Source organism: Micromonospora sp. NPDC049679 (assembly GCF_040659735.1).
Classification (GTDB): Bacteria; Actinomycetota; Actinomycetes; order Mycobacteriales; family Micromonosporaceae; genus Micromonospora_I.
In genome coordinates this window covers 19,634-37,735 of sequence record NZ_JBFANZ010000029.1, presented here as the reverse complement: position 1 = coordinate 37,735, position 18,102 = coordinate 19,634, and the positions used below count along the sequence as shown (strand labels likewise).

At 71.8% G+C, this 18,102-nt stretch carries 19 protein-coding genes and 1 riboswitch; of the genes, 5 read left to right on the top strand and 14 right to left on the bottom strand.

Going from position 1 to position 18,102, the window contains the following annotated elements; translation table 11 throughout:
* The first annotated feature begins 293 nt into the window (after positions 1-293).
* On the top strand, positions 294-494 hold the full coding sequence (locus tag AB0J06_RS19015; RefSeq protein ID WP_357430225.1) for a DUF5999 family protein: 201 nt from the start codon (positions 294-296) through the stop codon (positions 492-494).
* A gap of 96 nt (positions 495-590) precedes the next feature.
* Here the strand turns inward: AB0J06_RS19015 and gcvP are convergent, their stop codons facing one another.
* Positions 591-3,428 (bottom strand): aminomethyl-transferring glycine dehydrogenase, encoded by a 2,838-nt coding sequence (gene gcvP, locus AB0J06_RS19010; protein WP_357430223.1) that lies wholly within the window; start codon positions 3,426-3,428, stop codon positions 591-593.
* Positions 3,429-3,508: 80 nt separating this feature from the next.
* Positions 3,509-3,608: riboswitch (glycine riboswitch) on the bottom strand.
* Positions 3,609-3,933: 325 nt separating this feature from the next.
* Between gcvP and mgrA the strand changes: the two genes are divergently transcribed.
* The gene (mgrA, locus tag AB0J06_RS19005) at positions 3,934-4,929 is read left to right on the top strand and encodes an L-glyceraldehyde 3-phosphate reductase (RefSeq protein WP_357430221.1); all 996 of its coding nucleotides are present in this window, start codon (positions 3,934-3,936) and stop codon (positions 4,927-4,929) included.
* A 185-nt stretch (positions 4,930-5,114) separates the two neighbouring features.
* Here mgrA and AB0J06_RS19000 read toward each other — a convergent pair whose 3' ends face one another.
* From AB0J06_RS19000 to AB0J06_RS18945, 12 genes are all read right to left on the bottom strand, one after another.
* On the bottom strand, positions 5,115-5,855 hold the full coding sequence (locus AB0J06_RS19000; protein WP_357430219.1) for an ElyC/SanA/YdcF family protein: 741 nt from the start codon (positions 5,853-5,855) through the stop codon (positions 5,115-5,117).
* A gap of 56 nt (positions 5,856-5,911) precedes the next feature.
* Complete coding sequence (locus AB0J06_RS18995) at positions 5,912-6,511, bottom strand: MerR family transcriptional regulator (RefSeq protein WP_357430217.1); 600 nt, start codon at positions 6,509-6,511, stop codon at positions 5,912-5,914.
* A gap of 174 nt (positions 6,512-6,685) precedes the next feature.
* Positions 6,686-7,150 carry a bifunctional nuclease family protein gene (locus AB0J06_RS18990; protein ID WP_357430215.1) on the bottom strand — a complete coding sequence of 155 codons (465 nt, stop codon included), beginning with the start codon at positions 7,148-7,150 and terminating at the stop codon, positions 6,686-6,688.
* Between the two features lie 213 nt (positions 7,151-7,363).
* On the bottom strand, positions 7,364-8,062 hold the full coding sequence (locus tag AB0J06_RS18985; RefSeq protein WP_357430282.1) for a MerR family transcriptional regulator: 699 nt from the start codon (positions 8,060-8,062) through the stop codon (positions 7,364-7,366).
* Between the two features lie 124 nt (positions 8,063-8,186).
* Positions 8,187-8,639, bottom strand: a complete 453-nt coding sequence (locus AB0J06_RS18980) for an FHA domain-containing protein (protein ID WP_357430213.1) — start codon at positions 8,637-8,639, stop codon at positions 8,187-8,189.
* A gap of 213 nt (positions 8,640-8,852) precedes the next feature.
* On the bottom strand, positions 8,853-9,236 hold the full coding sequence (gcvH, locus tag AB0J06_RS18975; protein WP_357430211.1) for a glycine cleavage system protein GcvH: 384 nt from the start codon (positions 9,234-9,236) through the stop codon (positions 8,853-8,855).
* A gap of 57 nt (positions 9,237-9,293) precedes the next feature.
* On the bottom strand, positions 9,294-10,178 hold the full coding sequence (locus tag AB0J06_RS18970) for a DUF881 domain-containing protein (protein ID WP_357430281.1): 885 nt from the start codon (positions 10,176-10,178) through the stop codon (positions 9,294-9,296).
* A 251-nt stretch (positions 10,179-10,429) separates the two neighbouring features.
* Positions 10,430-10,762 carry a small basic family protein gene (locus tag AB0J06_RS18965; protein WP_357430209.1) on the bottom strand — a complete coding sequence of 111 codons (333 nt, stop codon included), beginning with the start codon at positions 10,760-10,762 and terminating at the stop codon, positions 10,430-10,432.
* Positions 10,759-11,715, bottom strand: coding sequence for a DUF881 domain-containing protein (locus AB0J06_RS18960; RefSeq protein WP_357430207.1), 957 nt, complete (start codon positions 11,713-11,715; stop codon positions 10,759-10,761). The genes AB0J06_RS18965 and AB0J06_RS18960 overlap by 4 nt, the downstream gene beginning before the upstream one ends.
* Entirely contained in the window at positions 11,712-12,341 is a 630-nt protein-coding gene (locus AB0J06_RS18955) for a CDP-alcohol phosphatidyltransferase family protein (protein WP_357430205.1), read from the bottom strand. The genes AB0J06_RS18960 and AB0J06_RS18955 overlap by 4 nt, the downstream gene beginning before the upstream one ends.
* Positions 12,342-12,555: 214 nt before the next feature.
* Positions 12,556-13,005 carry a hypothetical protein gene (locus AB0J06_RS18950; protein WP_357430203.1) on the bottom strand — a complete coding sequence of 150 codons (450 nt, stop codon included), beginning with the start codon at positions 13,003-13,005 and terminating at the stop codon, positions 12,556-12,558.
* A 272-nt stretch (positions 13,006-13,277) separates the two neighbouring features.
* The gene (locus AB0J06_RS18945; protein ID WP_357430283.1) at positions 13,278-13,481 is read right to left on the bottom strand and encodes a hypothetical protein; all 204 of its coding nucleotides are present in this window, start codon (positions 13,479-13,481) and stop codon (positions 13,278-13,280) included.
* A gap of 278 nt (positions 13,482-13,759) precedes the next feature.
* On the opposite strand from AB0J06_RS18945, the gene AB0J06_RS18940 reads away from it, so the two are divergent.
* Both AB0J06_RS18940 and AB0J06_RS18935 read left to right on the top strand, forming a co-directional pair.
* The gene (locus AB0J06_RS18940; protein ID WP_357430280.1) at positions 13,760-14,986 is read left to right on the top strand and encodes an erythromycin esterase family protein; all 1,227 of its coding nucleotides are present in this window, start codon (positions 13,760-13,762) and stop codon (positions 14,984-14,986) included.
* A gap of 43 nt (positions 14,987-15,029) precedes the next feature.
* A complete protein-coding gene (locus AB0J06_RS18935) occupies positions 15,030-15,698 on the top strand; it encodes a dienelactone hydrolase family protein (RefSeq protein WP_357430201.1) in 669 nt (222 codons plus the stop codon).
* Between the two features lie 66 nt (positions 15,699-15,764).
* On the opposite strand, the gene AB0J06_RS18930 is transcribed toward AB0J06_RS18935, so the two are convergent.
* On the bottom strand, positions 15,765-17,150 hold the full coding sequence (locus AB0J06_RS18930) for an acyltransferase (protein ID WP_357430199.1): 1,386 nt from the start codon (positions 17,148-17,150) through the stop codon (positions 15,765-15,767).
* Positions 17,151-17,383: 233 nt separating this feature from the next.
* On the opposite strand from AB0J06_RS18930, the gene AB0J06_RS18925 reads away from it, so the two are divergent.
* On the top strand, positions 17,384-17,980 hold the full coding sequence (locus tag AB0J06_RS18925; protein ID WP_357430197.1) for a hypothetical protein: 597 nt from the start codon (positions 17,384-17,386) through the stop codon (positions 17,978-17,980).
* Positions 17,981-18,102: the final 122 nt, after the last annotated feature.

Genomic DNA, 18,102 nt, shown 5'->3' with positions numbered 1-18,102 from the left:
TATACCGGTGCTTACCGGTCGCGTCGCCCCCGCGTGACCCCCGTGCGCGCCGGGCGGCAGAGAGACGCCTTCGATGTCGCGGATGCGTGCGATCCGGCTGTCGCGTACGCGAGAAAGCAATAGTCTGGAGCCGGGAGCGCTGCACCGACGAGTGGACCGAACCGCCTCAGCCGAAGGGCCGATTCTTTCGCCATGGCCGCCCTGCCTGCTCGAAACCGCATCGTTCGGCTTGGTAGCGTGCGTCACTGGTCATGTGAACCATGACACAGTGCCCCCACAGTCCGGAGAACCCGATGTGTCAGCACCAACCGACCTGTCCGTCCGCCGAGGCAACTGACCGGGAAGCGGCGCGGGTCATCGCCTGCTTTCCGGAACAGGGCTGGAGCCTTCTCTGCAACGGCGTCATCGTCTTCGAGGACACCGGCGAACTGCTCCCCGATGGCAGCATGATCGCCCCGCATCGCGGCCCGGCGCGCCACGCGCTCGCCGCCTGACGCCCGCCCGACACCCCCCCCGCGTCACTCAACGCCGAGTCATCGGGCCGCCCCTTTTCCCCAGCGGATCCAGGGCGGCCCCGCGATGACGCGCGCTCAGTCCACGAACGCCTCCGGCGGCGGGCAGGCGCAGACCAGGTTCCGGTCGCCGTACGCCCCGTCGATGCGCCGCACCGGCGGCCAGTACTTGCCGATCCGGTCCACCCCGGCCGGATAGGCCGCCACCGATCGCGGATAGGCGTGATCCCACGCGTCGCCGCTCACCATCGCCGCCGTGTGGGGCGCGTTGACCAACGGGTTGTCCCCCGCCGGCCACTCACCGGAGCCCACCAGGTCGATCTCCCGGCGGATCGCGATCATCGCCGCACAGAACCGGTCGAGTTCGGCGAGATCCTCACTCTCGGTCGGCTCGACCATCAGCGTGCCCGCCACCGGGAACGACATCGTCGGCGCGTGGAACCCGTAGTCGATCAGCCGCTTCGCCACGTCGTCGACGCTCACGCCGGTGGTCTTGGTCAGCGGCCGCAGGTCCAGGATGCACTCGTGCGCGACCAGGCCCTTGTTGCCCGCGTACAGCACCGGGTAGTGCTCACGCAGCCGCGCCGCGACGTAGTTGGCGGCGAGCACCGCGACGCCGGTCGCCCGGGCCAGCCCGTCGGGGCCCATCATCCGCAGGTAGGCCCACGGGATCGGCAGGATGCCCGCCGACCCGTGGGCGGCGGCCGAGATCGACGGCCGCCCCGCGGTCGCGGTGAGCGGATCGCCCGGCAGGAACGGAGCCAGGTGGGCGCGGACCGCCACCGGACCGACCCCGGGACCGCCGCCACCGTGCGGGATGCAGAAGGTCTTGTGCAGATTGAGGTGGGACACGTCGGCGCCGAACCGGCCGGGTTTGGCGAAGCCGAGTAGCGCGTTGAGGTTGGCGCCGTCGACGTAGACCTGGCCCCCCGCGTCGTGCACCTTCGCGCAGAGCGAGGCGATGCCGGTCTCGTAGACACCGTGCGTGGACGGGTAGGTCACCATGATCGCGGCGAGCGTGTCGCGGTGCGCCTCGATCTTTCGGTCCAGGTCGACCAGGTCGACGTTGCCCTCGGCGTCGCAGGCGACGACGACCACGCGCATGCCGGCCATCACCGCGCTGGCCGCGTTGGTGCCGTGCGCGGAGGACGGAATCAGGCAGACGTCCCGGTGCGTCTCGCCCCGGTCGCGGTGGTAGGCGCGGATCGCCAGCAACCCGGCCAGCTCACCCTGCGAGCCGGCATTGGGCTGCAGGCTCACCGCGTCGTAACCGGTGACCTCCGCGAGCCACCCCTCGAGCGACGCGACCAGGTCCCGGTAACCCGCGGTCTGCTCCGCCGGCGCGAACGGGTGCAGGTTGGCGAACTCCGGCCAGGTCACCGCCTCCATCTCGGTGGTGGCGTTGAGCTTCATCGTGCAGGACCCCAGCGGGATCATGCCGCGGTCCAGCGCGTAGTCGGAGTCCGAGAGGCGGCGCAGGTAGCGCAGCATCGCCGTCTCGGAGCGGTGGGCGGAGAAGACCGGATGCGTCAGGAAGTCGCTGGTCCGGGCGAGCGCTTCGGGCAGCGCGTGCGCCACCGCCCCGCCGGTCAGCGCGGGCACCCCGAACGCGGCCCAGACCGCCGCCAGGTGCGCGTCGGTGGTCGTCTCGTCGCACGAGACGCCGACCCGGTCGGCGTCGACCAGCCGCAGGTTGATCCCGCGCCCGGCGGCCGCGGCCAACACCTGGGCGGCGCGGCCCGGCACCACGGCGGTGACGGTGTCGAAGAAGACGGGGCTGGCGGTCGTCACCCCGCCGGCGCGGAGGCCGGCGTCGAGCCGGGCGGCGCGGTCGTGGGTGCGCGACGCGATCCCGCGCAGCCCGTCCGGGCCGTGGTAGACGGCGTACATGCTGGCCATCACGGCGAGCAGCACCTGCGCCGTGCAGATGTTGCTGGTCGCCTTCTCCCGGCGGATGTGCTGCTCGCGGGTCTGCAACGCCAGCCGGTAGGCGGGAGCGCCGTCAGCGTCGCGGGAGACCCCGACCAGGCGGCCCGGGAGCATCCGCTCCAGGCCGGCCCGGACCGCCAGGTAGCCGGCGTGCGGCCCACCGAAACCCATGGGTACGCCGAAGCGCTGCGTCGTTCCGGCGGCGATGTCGGCGCCGATCTCCCCGGGGGCGCGCAGCAGCGCCAGGGCGAGCAGGTCCGCGGCGACGGTCACCAGCGCCCCGGCGGCGTGGGCCGCCTCGACCAGTGGGGCGTGGTCACGGACGACGCCAGAGGCGCCCGGGTACTGCAGGTGCAGGCCGAAGAACTCGGCCGGCAACGGCTCGGCGTCGAGATCGAGGACGCGAACCTCGATGCCGAGCGGCTCGGCTCGGGTGGCGATGACCGCGATCGTCTGCGGGAGGGTGTCCGCGTCCACCACGTACACCGGGGTCTTGGCCCTGGACGCGCGGCGGGCGAGGGTCATCGCCTCGGCCGCCGCGGTCGCCTCGTCGAGCATGGAGGCGTTGGCGGTGGCGAGCCCGGTCAGGTCGGTGACCATGGTCTGGAAGTTGAGCAGCGCCTCGAGACGCCCCTGGCTGATCTCCGGCTGGTACGGCGTGTAGGCGGTGTACCAGGCGGGGTTCTCCAGCACGTTGCGGCGGATGACCGCCGGGGTGTGCGTGCCGTAGTAGCCGAGGCCGATCATCGACACGGCCACCGTGTTGCGGGCGGCGAGGGCACGCAGCTCGGCGATGGCCTCGTCCTCGGTGGCGGCGGGCGGCAGGTCGAGCGTGCCGGACCAGCGGATCACCTCGGGGATGGCGGCGTCCATCAGCTCGTCGACGGAGGCGTAGCCGACCGTCTCCAGCATCTGCCGCACGGCCGCGGGATCGGGGCCGATGTGGCGGGCGGCGAACGACCTTGTGGGGTCGGGAAGTCCGGTCACGGGAACTCCAAGGGCGAGGTCGACGGGCAACCTCCCCCTCTGTCGCGCGCCCGCGCTGGCGCGCACACACTTCAGAGTCGCCTGCCCGCGTGGTCCTTTTGCCTGAGAGGTTCCGGGGAGGATTTGCCCCTTCGGCGCCGCCTACCTGGTGGGTCGGACGGTCTCTCCCGCGCGGGTGGTACCGGCAAGAACAACGCTACCAGCGTGGACCTTCGTAGCAGGCATCACCCACGCGCGCCGATCTTGCGCGGGCGGCGGGCCCGACCGGTTAAGCCCCTGAGGTGGACGCCGGATCCCGCCCCGCGTTGCCGATGAACCCGATCGGGACCGCTCCCTGGACACTCTGCGTGGAGATCGGGCGACACGAATCGTTCCTGAAACGGTTATGTCCCGTGACCGACATCACCCGCGGTCCTTCAGCAGGAACGGCAGCGAATCACGAGCGCGGCCGGCGTCGCATCCGCTTCCGGTAGAAGATCGACAGACCGGCACCTAGGCTTGCCCGGTGACCTATCTCGCCGCCGACGACCGCTACGAGTCGATGACCTACCGCCGCGCCGGGCGCAGCGGACTCCGACTGCCCTCCATCTCCCTCGGACTGTGGCACAACTTCGGTCACGAGCGCCCGTGGCAGCGCCAGCGCGACATCTGCCGGCGCGCCTTCGACCTCGGGGTCACCCACTTCGACCTGGCCAACAACTACGGGCCGCCGCCCGGATCCGCCGAGGAGAACTTCGGCCGCATCCTGGCGGGCGACTTCGCGCCGTACCGCGACGAACTGGTCATCTCCACGAAGGCGGGCTATCACATGTGGTCCGGCCCGTACGGTGAGTGGGGTTCGCGGAAGAACCTCACCGCGTCCCTCGACCAGTCGCTGCGCCGACTCGGGCTGGACTATGTGGACATCTTCTACAGTCACCGCTTCGACCCGGACACCCCGCTGGAGGAGACGATGGGCGCGCTCGACGCGGCCGTCCGCGCCGGCAAGGCCCTCTACGTCGGCATCTCCAACTACACCGCCGAGCAGACCGGGCAGGCCGCCGCGATCCTGCGGGAACTGGGCACGCCACTCCTCATCCACCAGCCCTCCTACTCCATGGTGAACCGGTGGGTGGAGCGGGACGGCCTGCTCGACACCCTCGAGCGGGTCGGCGCCGGCTGCATCGCGTACAGCCCGCTCGCCCAGGGTCTACTCACCGACCGTTACCTGCGCGGGATTCCCGCCGACTCCCGCGTGCGGACCAGTGTGTTCCTCAACGAGAGCGACCTCAGCGAGTCCACGATGGGCAAGGTGCGGGCACTCACCGGGATCGCCGAGCGACGCGGGCAGTCCCTGGCGCAGCTGGCGCTCTCCTGGGCATTGCGCGACCCACGCATGACCAGCGTCATCATCGGAGCGAGCAGCGTCGCGCAGCTGGAGGGCAACCTCGGCGCGCTCGACACCCCGCAGTTCACCCCCGAGGAGCTCGCTCAGATCGACGTCCACGCCACGGACGAGTAGCTCCCCGCCCCGCCGCCCCGCCGCTGCCGTCCCGCCGCTCCCCGCCCCGTCGATCAAGGGCGTATTCGCATTATTCGATCACCGATCGTGTGAATACGCCCTTGATCGACACATAAGTCCTTGATCGATGGCAGCCACGCGGCGGGGGGGCCGGCGGCCCGTGGCGTAGGGCCACGGCGGCGGGGTCAGGGACGCAGCGCCTCGTCGACGCCGCGCTCGCGGGGACCGAGGAAGACGGGCTCACGGCGGGTCGCGATGTCGTAGAGCGCCTTGACGCCGGCGCCGTACTCGCGCATCGCGCCGCGCGCCCAGGACCGCTCGAACCGGCTGACGGACGCGTCGCCGACCCCCACCGCGTCGATTCCGACTTCCCGACACAGGGTGACCGCGCGGGCGATGTGGAAGCTCTGCGTCACGACGATCGCCTGATCGACGCCGAAGACGCGGTGCGCCCGCAGGCACGAGTCGTACGTGTCGAAACCGGCATGGTCGAGGACCACCTTCTCCGCCGGCACCCCGTGCTCAACCAGCCACCGTCGCATCGCGCCGGGCTCGTCATACTCCCACCGGGCGTGGTCGCCGGAGACCAGCAGCGCGCGCACCTTTCCCGCGTCGTACAGCCGCTTCGCCAACTCCAGTCGGGCGGCGAGGAACGCCGACGGCGTGCCATCGGGATGCACCTTCGCCCCGAGCACGAGGCCCACCGGGGCCCGGGGTACGGAATCCAGATCGAAAAGGTGGTCGCGGGCCGCGGAGCGCAGCCATACGACGCTGCCGACCATCGCCAAGGGAAGGAGGAACGCACCGGCCAGAGCGGTCACCAACAGGCGGCGCACCCAGAGCCGCGTCGCACGGGTGGCACGCGGCGGCGGAGTCGACAGGCTACGGGCGGAACCGGGCGTTGTTGCAGAGGGGTCGACGCTCACGATCCCATTGTGGGCCGGTGTGGACCGCCACGGGGGGACACGGCAGGACGGGAACGTCAGCCGGCCCGGCGCCGGGCACGACGCGCGGCCAGTTCGTCGCCGGCGACGTCGGAGACCGCCGCCTCGACCTGCTCCGTCGGCGGCGCCGCCGGCTCCGCGGGCAGGTGCGAAAGCGACCCCTGGACCTCCTTGAACGCACCGCCGATCGCGATGCCGAAGACCCCCTGTCCGCCCTGGAGCAGATCGACGACCTCTTCCGGAGACCTGCACTCGTATACCGTCGTGCCGTCGGAGATCAGGGTGATCCCGGCCAGGTCCTCGACGCCGCGCGAACGCAGCGTCTCGATCGCCTTGCGGATGTTCTGCAGCGAGACACCCGCGTCGAGCAGTCGCTTGACGACCTTCAGGACGACGAGATCCCGGAACGAGTAGAGGCGCTGGGTGCCGGAGCCGGAGGCATCGCGGATGCTCGGGACCACCAGCGTGGTCCGCGCCCAGTAGTCCAGTTGGCGGTAGCTGATCCCCACGGCGTGGCAGGCGGTCACGCCGCGGTAGCCGACGCTGCCATCGACGTCGTAAAATGCAGCGGCCGGTGGGCCTGCCTCGGCACCGGGAAGCTCCGATGAAGCCCGATCAGCGTCTCGTGGCTCATGCATGCGGCAACCTCCCCGCCAGTGCGGTGCCCCGCCCCCAGTGGGACGTGCACCCCTCGACACGGCAACCCTATAGCGCATCATGAGGGGCACCGGGGAAGCTTTACCGCGACACGCCGCGAACGGACGAACACGCCCTGCGGCCATGCCCGGCGGGGTGTCGCACCCCGCCCCAGACTAGCCCGCGAAGTCCTCCGGGCTGACCTGTTCCAGGAACTCCCGGAACTTCTCCACCTCGTCCTCCTGCTCGTCGGGGATGACGATGCCGGCCTCGGTGAGAACCTGTTCCGCGCACCGGATCGGCGCGCCGACCCGTAGCGCCAGCGCGATCGAGTCACTCGGCCGGGCGGAGATGCGGACGTTGTCGCCAATCAGCAGGTCGGCGTAGAAGACGTTTTCCTTCAGCTCGATGATCTCCACCGCGTGCAGCGGAGACTTCAGCGCCGCCAGGATGTCGCGCAACAGATCATGGGTCAGCGGTCGGGCCGGCTTCACGCCCTGCTGCTCGTAAGCGATCGCGGTTGCCTCGACCGCGCCGATCCAGATCGGCAGATAACGATCTCCGTCGACCTCTCTGAGCAGCACGATCGGCTGGTTGCTGGGCAGTTCCACCCGAACCCCGACCACGCTCAGCTCGCGCACCGCCGCCTCCGTGTCGTTGTCGTGTCCCCCGGCACCCGAAATCCCAGCACCGCAGCCTCCCTGAACCGTACACGGGCTATAGGACGATCGTCCTGCACGCGCTGCGCACGCGGTGCCCCCCGGTATCAGAAGGGTTACCCAGCCGAGCCTACGGCAAGCCCGTAGGCTCGGCTGTTTCCGGCATCCCTGCTCGCGCCGGCGTGAGCCCGCCCGTCACTGGCCCAGCGCGTCACCCAACCCTGCGCGGAGCAGCGCCGCGTGCAGCCGCTGCGCGAGCCCGACCAGTTCGCGCGCCGTCTCGGCCGCCCTGGCCCGCGCCGCCGGATCGTTCTGCCGGGCCAACGGCGCGATCAGCTGTGCGAAGAGCCCGACCTCCCGGTCCGCCGCCGTGCGGAACGCGCGCAGATGGCGCGGCTCCAGCCCGTACGCGCCGAGTCCGGCGGCCGTCTGGGCGATCACCAGCGCGTCCGCGTCATACCAGCCCGGTGATCGGGACACGATCAGTCCGAGCCGTTCGAGCTCGGTCAACGTCGACTCGTCGACGCCGCCGCGCTCCACCAGGTCGCTCCGGCTGAGTCGTACATCGACCGGCGCGGAGTCGATGTGCCCCCGATGGGGGACCTCCCCCGTCGGCCCGACCGCCACCAGCGCCGGACGCTGCCGTCCGGCCGGCTCCGGGCCCTCATCGAGCGCCGCCAACTGCTCCCGGATCACCCGCAGCGGCAGGTACTGGTCGCGTTGCGCGGTCAGCACGAACCGGAGCCGGGCGACGTCCTCCCAGCTGTACTTGCGGTAACCGGCCGGCGTGCGCTCTGGCTCGACCAGCCCTTCGGCCTCCAGGAACCGCAGTTTGGAGATGGTCGTGTCGGGGAACTCGACGCGCAGATGAGTGAGCACCTCGCCGATGCTCATCAGCGCCGACGCGGTGCCCGCGGTGTGTGCCACCGCCGCCTGCTCGCTCACGCAACCACCTCGCTCCGCCCGGCCCTCATCCGGACACTACTGCCGAGCAAGCCGATCCGCTCGCTCGCTTCGATCAACCCCGGCCGGCCTCGTCCTCCGGCCGCGGTCCCGCGATGAAGACCAGCCGGAACTTGCCGATCTGCACCTCGTCACCGTTGCTCAGGGTCGCCGCCTCGACGCGCTCCCGGTTGACGTAGGTGCCGTTGAGGCTGCCGACGTCGCGGACGGTGAACGTGCCGCCGTCACGGTGGAATTCGGCGTGGCGGCGCGACACGGTCACGTCGTCGAGGAAGATGTCGCTGTCGGGATGCCGGCCGCTGGTGGTCACGTCGTGATCCAGCAGGAACCGCGCACCGGCGTTGGGACCACGCCGGACGACGAGCAGCGCCATGCCGGGCGGCAGGGAGCCGGACATCCGGCTCGGAACCACGTCGGCGTCCGGACCCTCCAGGACTTCATCGAGCGAACCGAGGTTCAGCGTCGACGTGACGTCGAGCGGGGGGAACTCGTCGCCTGGGCGCGTCATGGGACCACCTCACGGATCTGTTCGGTCGGCGTCGGGTGTGTCGGGTCAACCGCCGGGCTGTATGGCCCGGCGGATGGCTCCCCCGTGCCCGGGAAGGCATATTTCCACAACGCGCAACTGTTGGCTTCTCGGTCGACTGGGCGAGCCTAGCCAGCGCCGAAATATAGGGTCAACAAGACTCGCGGGCACAACATAGCTTGCCGATGCCCGCGCTCAACTATCGGTGAGCTCTCGGTAGGCCGCAGCGGTCAACAGATCGCCGACCGCGGCGGGATCGCTGGGAGCGATCTCCAGGAGCCAACCCGACCCGTACGGATCGGCGTTGATCTCCTCTGGAGCGGACGCGAGCTTGTCGTTGCGGGCCACCACCGTGCCCGACATGGGCGCGTAGATCTCCGACACGCTCTTGGTCGACTCGACTTCACCGAGCGATTCACCGGCCTCGACGACAGTGCCCTCGTCCGGAAGCTGGACGAAGACGATGTCACCGAGCGCATCCTGCGCGAAATGGGTGATGCCGACCCGTACCGGGCCCGCTACGCCGTCGCCGGCGATCCACTCATGCTCCGCGGTGTATCGCAGGTCCTCAGGAATCACAGCCGGTCCTTCGTCGTCGCTGCTCGGTCCACGCCGGAACCGGCGTGAGCGCGCCGGTCAGGATACCGGGCGCGCGTGCTGCAGATCTTTCGGTTTGCTCAGTGCCGTCACGTCGACCACTTCGTGTTCTTGGACCGTCACGTTACCGCCGTCACCGCTGACCGACGCGACCACCCCACCGGGAATGTTGAGCGCTGTTCGCATCGTCTTCGGATCGCCGATGACCGTGATCGTGTACGGGCCGGTCAAACGCCGGCCACCCACGTTGACACCGCCGTCCGCGTCGAGGAAGAACGTCGCCGCGACGATCCGGGCGATGCTGCCGTCGCCGCCGCCGATCTGCATCGCCTCGGCCCCCGCGCCGCGCAACTCCTGGACCGCGTCGAGGAGGGCGGCGGCCCGGATCGGCTCCCCGCTGCTCGCGAACCGGATGGTGAGCCCGGGGCCGCGCGCCGGGAGCATGCCGGCGAGAATGCCGAGCTCGTCGGCGCGCCGGGTGGCCTCCTGCAGGGCGGCCTGCCGTCCCTGTGCGCCGGAGTTCAGCTGGCGCTGACTCTCCTCCAGCGTTGAGATGTCCTGCCGAAGCCGCTCTTCGCGGGCCTCCAGGTCGGACAGGATCCGGACCAGGTCCTCCTGCCGCGCGGCGCCCAGCGTCGGATCGGCGGAGTTGTTCTTGACCTGTACGACGAGGGTGAACCCGAGCAGCGCGACGAGCACCGCGATCATGACGCCGGCCGACGTGAGCTTCCGCTTCGCCGGCGCGGCACCGGCCGCGGTGCCGTCGGCCGCCGCAGCGCCATCAGCCGTGGGGTCAACCCGGGGAGCGTCGACCGCGGGTGCGGTGGTGCGGGGGGTGCTCGGTCCGGTCACGGCCGCCGGCGCCGCCGGAACGGGACCGCCGGATGCGGGCGGAGCATCGTCGGCCGTCGGAGCGACGTCGATCGTCGGAGCCGCGTCGGCGCGCGGAGCATCGTCGGCCGCCGGCACCGGGTCGGCATCGGCCTGCGGGGTGGCCGGGAGCGGCGGGACGGCCGGGGCGCTGGACCCGGCACCGGTTTCGGGCTGCGACGCGGCCGGCGCCCCGGCATCGGCGGGCAGCGCCACGGTGATCTCCTGCTCCGCGGACGGCGTACCCGGCACCGGATCGCCGGAGCCGCTCTGCTTCCTCTGGTCCTCGGTCATCGCCGTCGAACCTACGCCCGGAACAGGTGTCGGCGGATGGCGGCCACATTGCCGAAGATCCGCACGCCGAGGACGACGACCACGCCGGTGGAGAGCTGCCCGCCGACGCCGAGCTGGTCACCGAGGTAGACGATGACGCCCGCGACCAGCACGTTCGAGATGAACGAGATCACGAACTGCTTGTCGTCGAAGATCTTGTCGAGCTTGGCCCGGATGCCGCCGAAGACCGCGTCCAACGCCGCCACCACGGCGATCGGCAGGTACGGCTGCAGTGCGGCCGGCACCATCGGATCGAAGTAGACGCCGAGGACCACCCCGACGATCAGGGCGAGGACTGGAATCATCGGCCGCCTCCCGAGGGGCTGCTGGAGGCCTCTGCGCCGGTCGGCGCGGGAGGACTGGTGGACGGCCCGGAGCCCGACGGGGTCGGGACGGGTGGGGGGGACGGTCGCGCGTACCGCAACTGCGGCTCACCGGCGGCCGGAAGGCTGAGGTTACCGGCGGAGCGTACGGCGTAGGACATGCCGTGGTCGGCGGAGACCTGGCGCAGCAGGCGGGCGGCCGGGGTGTCCTTGAAGCGCCGTTCCATCTGGTCGGGGCCGATCGCGGAGACCTCGTAGGGGCCGGTCACCGGACGGAAGTCGACGAGGATGGCCCGGCCGGCGGCCCGGATCGTGGAGGTCGCCGTGAGCCGCTGGCCGTTGATCGCGATCGCCTCGGCACCCGCGCTCCATAGCCCGTTGGCGATGTCCTGCAGGTCCCGATCGAGCACCCGGCCCAGATCGTCGGCCTGTCCCTTGCCCGTCACGGGATCGACGGCCGTGGGGGCGTCGGCGACCCGGACGACGATCCCGTCACCGCGCACGCGGCTGAAACCCGTCGACGCCTCCAGGTCGCGCAGGCGGGCCGCGTCGGTGTCGGTCAGGGCGGCGTCCCGCTTCTGGCCCACCTCCACGCGGAGACCGTCGGCACGCTCCTGGAGCCGGTCGGTCAGCGTCTCGCGCTGTTTGATCTGGGTGACCAGCCCGGACCGCGCCTGCGACCGGCTCGGCGCCTCGGCGACGGTCTGCCGGTAGGCCACGATGAGCAGGAAACCGACCAGCGCCAGGACGAGCGCCGTGGCCACCTGCGGAGCCGTCCCGCGCCAGCCGGTCTGCGGCCCGGCCTCGGCGCGGCGGGCGGCCGCGTCGGCGTAGCCGGGTTCGAGCGGGTTACGGAAGAGTTCGGTGAGGAAGTCGGGCGCGAACGTGCGGACCCGTTCCCCCGGCTGCGAACCGCGCTGCGCCGGCGCCGTCATGCCGCCTCCGCGGGCGCGCCCCGGACGGCGCGGACCAGCGTCACGGCCTGCACCACGTAGAGGACGCCGGCGACCCAGTAGAGGATCAACCCCCACCAGGCGAGTCCCCAGCCGATCGCGCCCGCGACGCCTGCGGCGATGCCCGTCGCCGCGAGCAGGAGCACCGGGAACGCTGCGAGGAGGATGAACGTGGCGGTCTTGCCCACGTAGTGCACCGGGGGCGGCCCGTAGCCGTAGCGGCGAAGCACCGCCAGGCAGACGCCGAGCATCACCTCGCGCGCCAGCAGCGCCGCGGTGAACCGCCAGGGCACCACCTCGCGGACGGTGAACGCGACGAGGGTGGCCAGGATGTAGAGGCGGTCGGCGAACGGATCGAGCAGCTCACCGAGGCGGCTCACCTGCCGCAGCCGACGCGCGATGTAGCCGTCGACCCAGTCGGTGGTCCCGCCGAGCGCCAGCACGACGATGGCGGCGACGTCGGCGTGGGCGACCAGGAAGAGGTACAGGAAGAGCGGAACACCCAGCAGACGGGCGAAGCTGATCACGTTGGGGATGGTCAGGATCCGGTGGTGGCCCGCGTCGGTCGGTGTCCGCGCGGACTCCTGCTGCGCAGACGGATACGACACGAGTCTCCCTCCCCAGCCCGGCCGGGTCACCCCTCGACCAGCCCATCCCGGACCACGCCACGACGCCGGCGGACGCGACGGCGTCGAGAACGCCCGGCGTCGAGAACGGGCCCGGGCACCTGGCGTGGCGCAACTATAACGTGCTGACCAGCAGGGGACAGTACGTCGATGCCCCGGTGCGTCGGCGCGGTCACCGCCGCGGCCGTCGGCGGCATCACGTCGACGAGGGCTTGGGCTTCTCCTCCCCCGACGGTTCCGCCTTCTCCTCGGCCGGCGGCTTGGACTTCTCCTCGGCCGGCGGCTTGGACTTCTCCTCGGCCGGCGGCTTGGACTTCTCCTCGGCCGGCGGCTTCGGCTTCTCCTCCGCGAGTGGGCGGCGCATGAAGAACTGCCAGTAGCCCGTCATCGACTCCACGCCCTCGACGCTCTTGATCGCCTTGCAGAGCCAGCGGACGTGCTGGCACGTCCAGTAGCCGTCGCTGATCATCCAGCCGGCCGCACCGAGGTCGTTGAGCACCTCGAGTCGCCGGCCCTTCAGGGGCGCGCAGGTGTGCCCGGAGCGGTCGGCGACGACGACCACGGTGGGTCCGGGCGGGATCACTCCTTTGTCGGGTTTGCCGGTGGTCTGCACGAAATACAGGTAGCCGTACTCCCACTTGTCCATCGGCGCCCCTTCCGCGACGGCCGACGCACCGCCAGCGTCCGCGCGGCTACCCGGCCGCCGCGGCGGGAAACCCGGCGCGAACCCCCACCGGGCCGCTGGCCGAACGAGATCCGGGCAGCGTCGGAGGCACAGCACGACGCCGTACGCCGGGGAGACCCCCGGCGTACGGCGTGACAAAGCGAATCGTGAACTCTTGAACTACTGCACCACGTCGCGCACCATTGCCGTCCGATCGAACGGTCTCGCCGGTACGGGCGCCGCAGCTGACCGGGTCAGGCCCTGTCCCGCTCGCCGATGGACGGCGTACCGGTCCGGTCGTGCGGCGTTCGGGCGCGCGGGTCGTCCGCGGTACGCGCCTCCGCGGCCTCGTCCTCCCAGTCGCGTTGCTCGGCACGCTGTTTCTGACCCGCGCGGTCGGTCCCGCCGCCGGCGGACCTCATCGGCTCCCGCTCCGGGCGCGGCTGCTTGGCGGTCATGGCGCCCTCCCTTCTGTCCCGGCCCGGCTACCCGACGGCAGGGGCGACAAACGCCGGCGCGACGTCGGGGCCCGCCGTTTCGGCACCTCCGCGCCGGGTACGCCCGGGCCAGGGAGCACGACGACGGGTGCGGGGACATTGCCAGCGGGCAGACCGGCGAGCGCGAGGAGAACGTGATGGCACGCTACCGTGACGAGATCGCCGACCTGGCCGCCCCGTTGACCGACGCCGGCGACCTCGATGTGCTGCTGGAGCGCGCCCGCGACGCCCGGGTGGTGATGCTGGGCGAGGCGAGCCACGGCACGCACGAGTTCTACCAGTGGCGGGCGATGCTGAGCCGCCGGCTGATCGAGGAGTGCGGCTTCTCGTTCGTGGCCGTCGAGGGTGACTGGCCGGACTGCGACCGGGTGGACCGCAGCGTCCGCTGCCGTCCCAACGCCCCCGCCGATCCCCGCGACGCGCTGGGCCAGTTCGAACGGTGGCCGACCTGGATGTGGGCGAACGAGGAGGTCGCGGACTTCTCCCGGTGGATGCGTCGACACAATTCCACGGTGGACGAGTCAGCACGGGCCGGGTTCCACGGCCTGGACGTCTACTCGCTGTGGGAATCGCTGCGGGAGATTCTGGTCTACCTGCGCGAGAACGAACCGGAATCGGTGCCGGTGGCGCTGCGGGCCTACCGGTGCTTCGAGCCGCACGGCGAGGATCCGCAGAACTACGCGCTCGCGACCCGGTTCGTGCCGGCCGGCTGCGAGGAAGAGGTGGTCGCGCTCCTGGTCGAGTTGCGGGAGCGGATGGGACGGCCCGTCCCGCCGTACCCGCCGTCCGGGCCGAGCGCGGACGACGAGCGCTGGTCGCAGTTCGCGGCCTGGCAGAACGCGGAGGTCGTCGCGGGCGCCGAACGGTACTACCGGGCGATGGTGCGGGGCGGCGGCGAGTCGTGGAACGTCCGCGACCGGCACATGGACGAGACGCTCGAACGGCTGCTGGGCTACTACGGCCCGCACTCCAAGGCGGTCGTCTGGGCGCACAACACGCACGTCGGCGACGCGCGGGCGACGGACATGGCCGAGGCGGGTGAGATCAACATCGGCCAGCTCGCGCGGGAGCGGTACGGCGCGGACCGGGTGGTGCTCGTCGGTTTCGGCACCCACCGCGGCATGGTGGTCGCCGGCGACGCCTGGGGCGCGCCGATGCAGCGGATGACGGTGCCACCGGCGCGGCGCGGATCGCTGGAGGCGGCGCTGCACGACTCGGCACCGCCGCAGGCGCTCTTCGTCTTCCCCCGCGACGGGCAGCCGCACCTGCTCACCGAGGAGATCGACCACCGGGCGATCGGGGTGGTCTACCACCCCGATCGGGAGGCGTGGGGCAACTACGTGCCGACCGTGCTCGGCGGACGCTACGACGCGTTCGCCTGGTTCGACGAGACGCAGGGGGTCGTCCCGCTGCGTACACGGCGCGCCGACGCGATGGAGCCGGAGACGTACCCGGCGGGGGTCTGACACCCCGCCCCGGTCCTGACTGACCGTCACGGGAGGCCGAACCATGGAGACCCAGACGACCGCCACGGTCATTCCGACCGGCGACGCCCGGTTGAACGCCGATGTGGTGATCCCGCCGAACGCGGCCGGGGTGGTGCTCTTCGCGCACGGCAGCGGAAGCTCCCGGCACAGCCCGCGCAACCGCGCCGTGGCCAGGGTGCTCAACCGGCACGCGATGGCCACGATTCTGGCCGACCTGCTCACGATCGACGAGGAGCGGATCGACGAGCAGACCGGGCATCTGCGTTTCGACATCGCACTCCTCGCCGAGCGGGTCTTCGGCATCGTGGACTGGCTCCGGGCGCAACGCCCGACCGGTTCGCTACCGGTGGGGCTCTTCGGGGCCAGTACGGGCGCCGCGGCCGCACTGGTCGCGGCGGCGGCCCGCCCCGACGTGGTGCGGGCGGTGGTCTCCCGCGGCGGCCGGCCGGATCTGGCCGGCGCGTCGCTGCGCGACGTGCGGGCTCCGACGCTCCTGCTGGTCGGCTCCCTCGACGAGGAGGTGCTGCAGCTCAACGAGGAGGCGCGGGCGGCGATGCCCGGCGTGGCGCAGGTGCGGGTGATTTCCGGCGCCACCCACCTCTTCGAGGAGCCGGGCACGTTGGAGCAGGTCGCCGACCAGGCGGCCGGGTGGTTCAGCGAGCAGCTGCGCGGCGGTGACGGGCACCGGTGACGACAGCCGCGCCCGAGAGTGGCCGCCGCACGACGTGACCGGGGTGGCCGCGGGCCCGCGACGGGGTCAACCCGCCCGGTCGGGTGGGCGTTCCTCTGCACGGATCGCGGACGGTGCCGCCCGCACCATCTCCAGGATCGTCATGCCGAGCAGGAAGGCGACCAGCGCGGTGGTCGGGACCCCGAACAGCGCGGGTGCGGTCTTCGGGGCGAGGTTGTTGCCGGCCAACCCGAGCACGGCGAGCGCGACGCCGACCACGGTGAGCACCGGGCGGACGCTCCGGTGGGCGAGCAGCGCGGCGATCCGGCGCGGGAGCCAGCGCGGCCACCGGGACGGGCGGCGCGAGCCGCGTAGCTCGACCCGGCCGAAGACCGCGACGAGCAGCGCCAGCGCCACGCTCAGGGCCAGCAGCCAGGGAAGCCGCCAGAGCAGCCAGGCGGCGGAGCCCACCGGGGGCGTGGGCAGCAGATCGACGGACCACAGGGCGCCGACGACCAGGAGCACGGCGCTGATGTGCCACAGGAAGATCGTGAGGACGACCGCGTTCACCGCGACCACCACCTGCCAGGGCCGGGGCCGTCGCAACCCGCGTTCGGCGCGGTCGCGCAGCAGCAGCACCAGCCCGATCTGCGCGGTTGCGAGGGCGAGCAGGGCGAGGCTCGGCGGTGACATGTTGTGCACCCGCTCACCCGGCACGTTGATCATGCTGACCGGGTAGGGCCCGACCACGGTCGCCAGCAGGGCAGCGGTGAGCCCACCGAAGAGCAACGGCAGGGCGACCGCCCGCCGCGCCGGCAGCCGCCCGTCCCGCCAGGCGAAGCCGAGCTGGTGGATGGCGAGCCAGCCGAACAGCAGGTTGCCCGCGGCGAGCATGTCCGGTGCGTGCCGGAACCGGGCGAGATCGCCGAGGGCGACCAGACCCACCAGGAGCAGGGGTACGGCGAAGCCGAAGCGCCGGTGCAGCCGGTACATCAGCGGGGTCAGCAGCACCGCGCCGAGGTACGGCGAGAGGAACCACAGCGGGATTGACGCGAACCACACGGCGGTGCGGGTCTGCACCGGATCGGCGCCGAGCAGCCGCGCACCGAAAGCGGCGGCGGCGAGCACCACCAGCAGCACCGCGGTGGGGCGCAGCAGGCGGGCGGCGCGCTCCAGCAGCCAGTCGACCGCGTCGCCGCCCCGTTCCCGGTGTGACGTGAGGGATGCGGCGTTGGCATACCCGCCGACCAGGAAGAACAGCGGGAGGACCTGGACCACCCAGGTGACCGGCCGAGCCCAGGGCAGATCCTGCAGCGCGCTGTGCCCGGTCAGCCGCCCGTCCGGGGCATAGCCGATCACGATGACCAGCCAGTGCCCGAGGACCACGGCGGTGATCGCCAGCGCGCGGAGCAGATCGACCACCCGCTCCCGCGACGGCGGCGTCTGCTCGGCGAGCTGCCGCAGCCTGCGCATACCGTGAGCCTATCGGCCGCATCCCCGCCAGCCGGCGGGTAGCGACAACACGCGGCGGCGCGCGTCCCGACGATCCCACCCCGCGGTTGCTGCCGGCCCACCCCGCCTGACGCGGACACCGATATCCCGCGACACGTTCGTCGCCCGATACCGGGTGGCGGTACGGTTTCGCCACACTCGTCGGATGCCCCCTTCTCCCGAGCGACGACTCTCGATCATGTTTGGATAGACCTATGCCGGCCCAACTCAACCCGGACGCCCGGCGTGATCTGCCGTCCGCCCCGGCCGACTCCGACACGCGGCGAGCGGCGCCCCGCACCCGGTGGGTGCCGGTCGAGCAGCTCTCCGCCATGGCGCGCGCGCTGCTCAGCGACGACCTGGGCGGCCGCGACGTGGTCCCCCAGCACGTCGCCGACCGGGTCAGCGCCCAGGCGGCGGAGTGGATCGACGAGGGCTTCACCGAGGACACGGTCCGCCTCTGGAAGGACGCAGACGTTCCGCCGGCGGCGGCGGCCTATCTCGCGCGGCGGGGCGTCGACCCCCGGGTGCTCGACCTGCCCGCCGGGGTGTTTCCCGGCGCCGCGCCGGTGGCGCTGCGACTCGCCATCGCGTCCGGGCGGCTGCCGGTCGAGCGGGCCTACGAACTGCTGGTGATCACGGGTGAGCACACTCCCCCACGGCAGCCCGGCGGGACCGGACCGGCCGATGAACCGTCGGCGCCACCGACCGGGGCGCCGCCCCCGCGTCCGGTCGCGCCGGTGATCTTTTCGCACGCACCCATCGACCCGGCGCCCCGCCGCCGGGCGGCGCCCGAGCAGGACCAGCACTGACCGTCGTTTCATAGGGCTCCGCCCGAGCGGGCTTGAGCGCAGCGCGGCGTGGTCGGACCCGGAGCTCACCGTTAGCGAGGTGCTGCGCCGGGCGCGCGGGCCGCGACGCGCGCGTGGCCCCC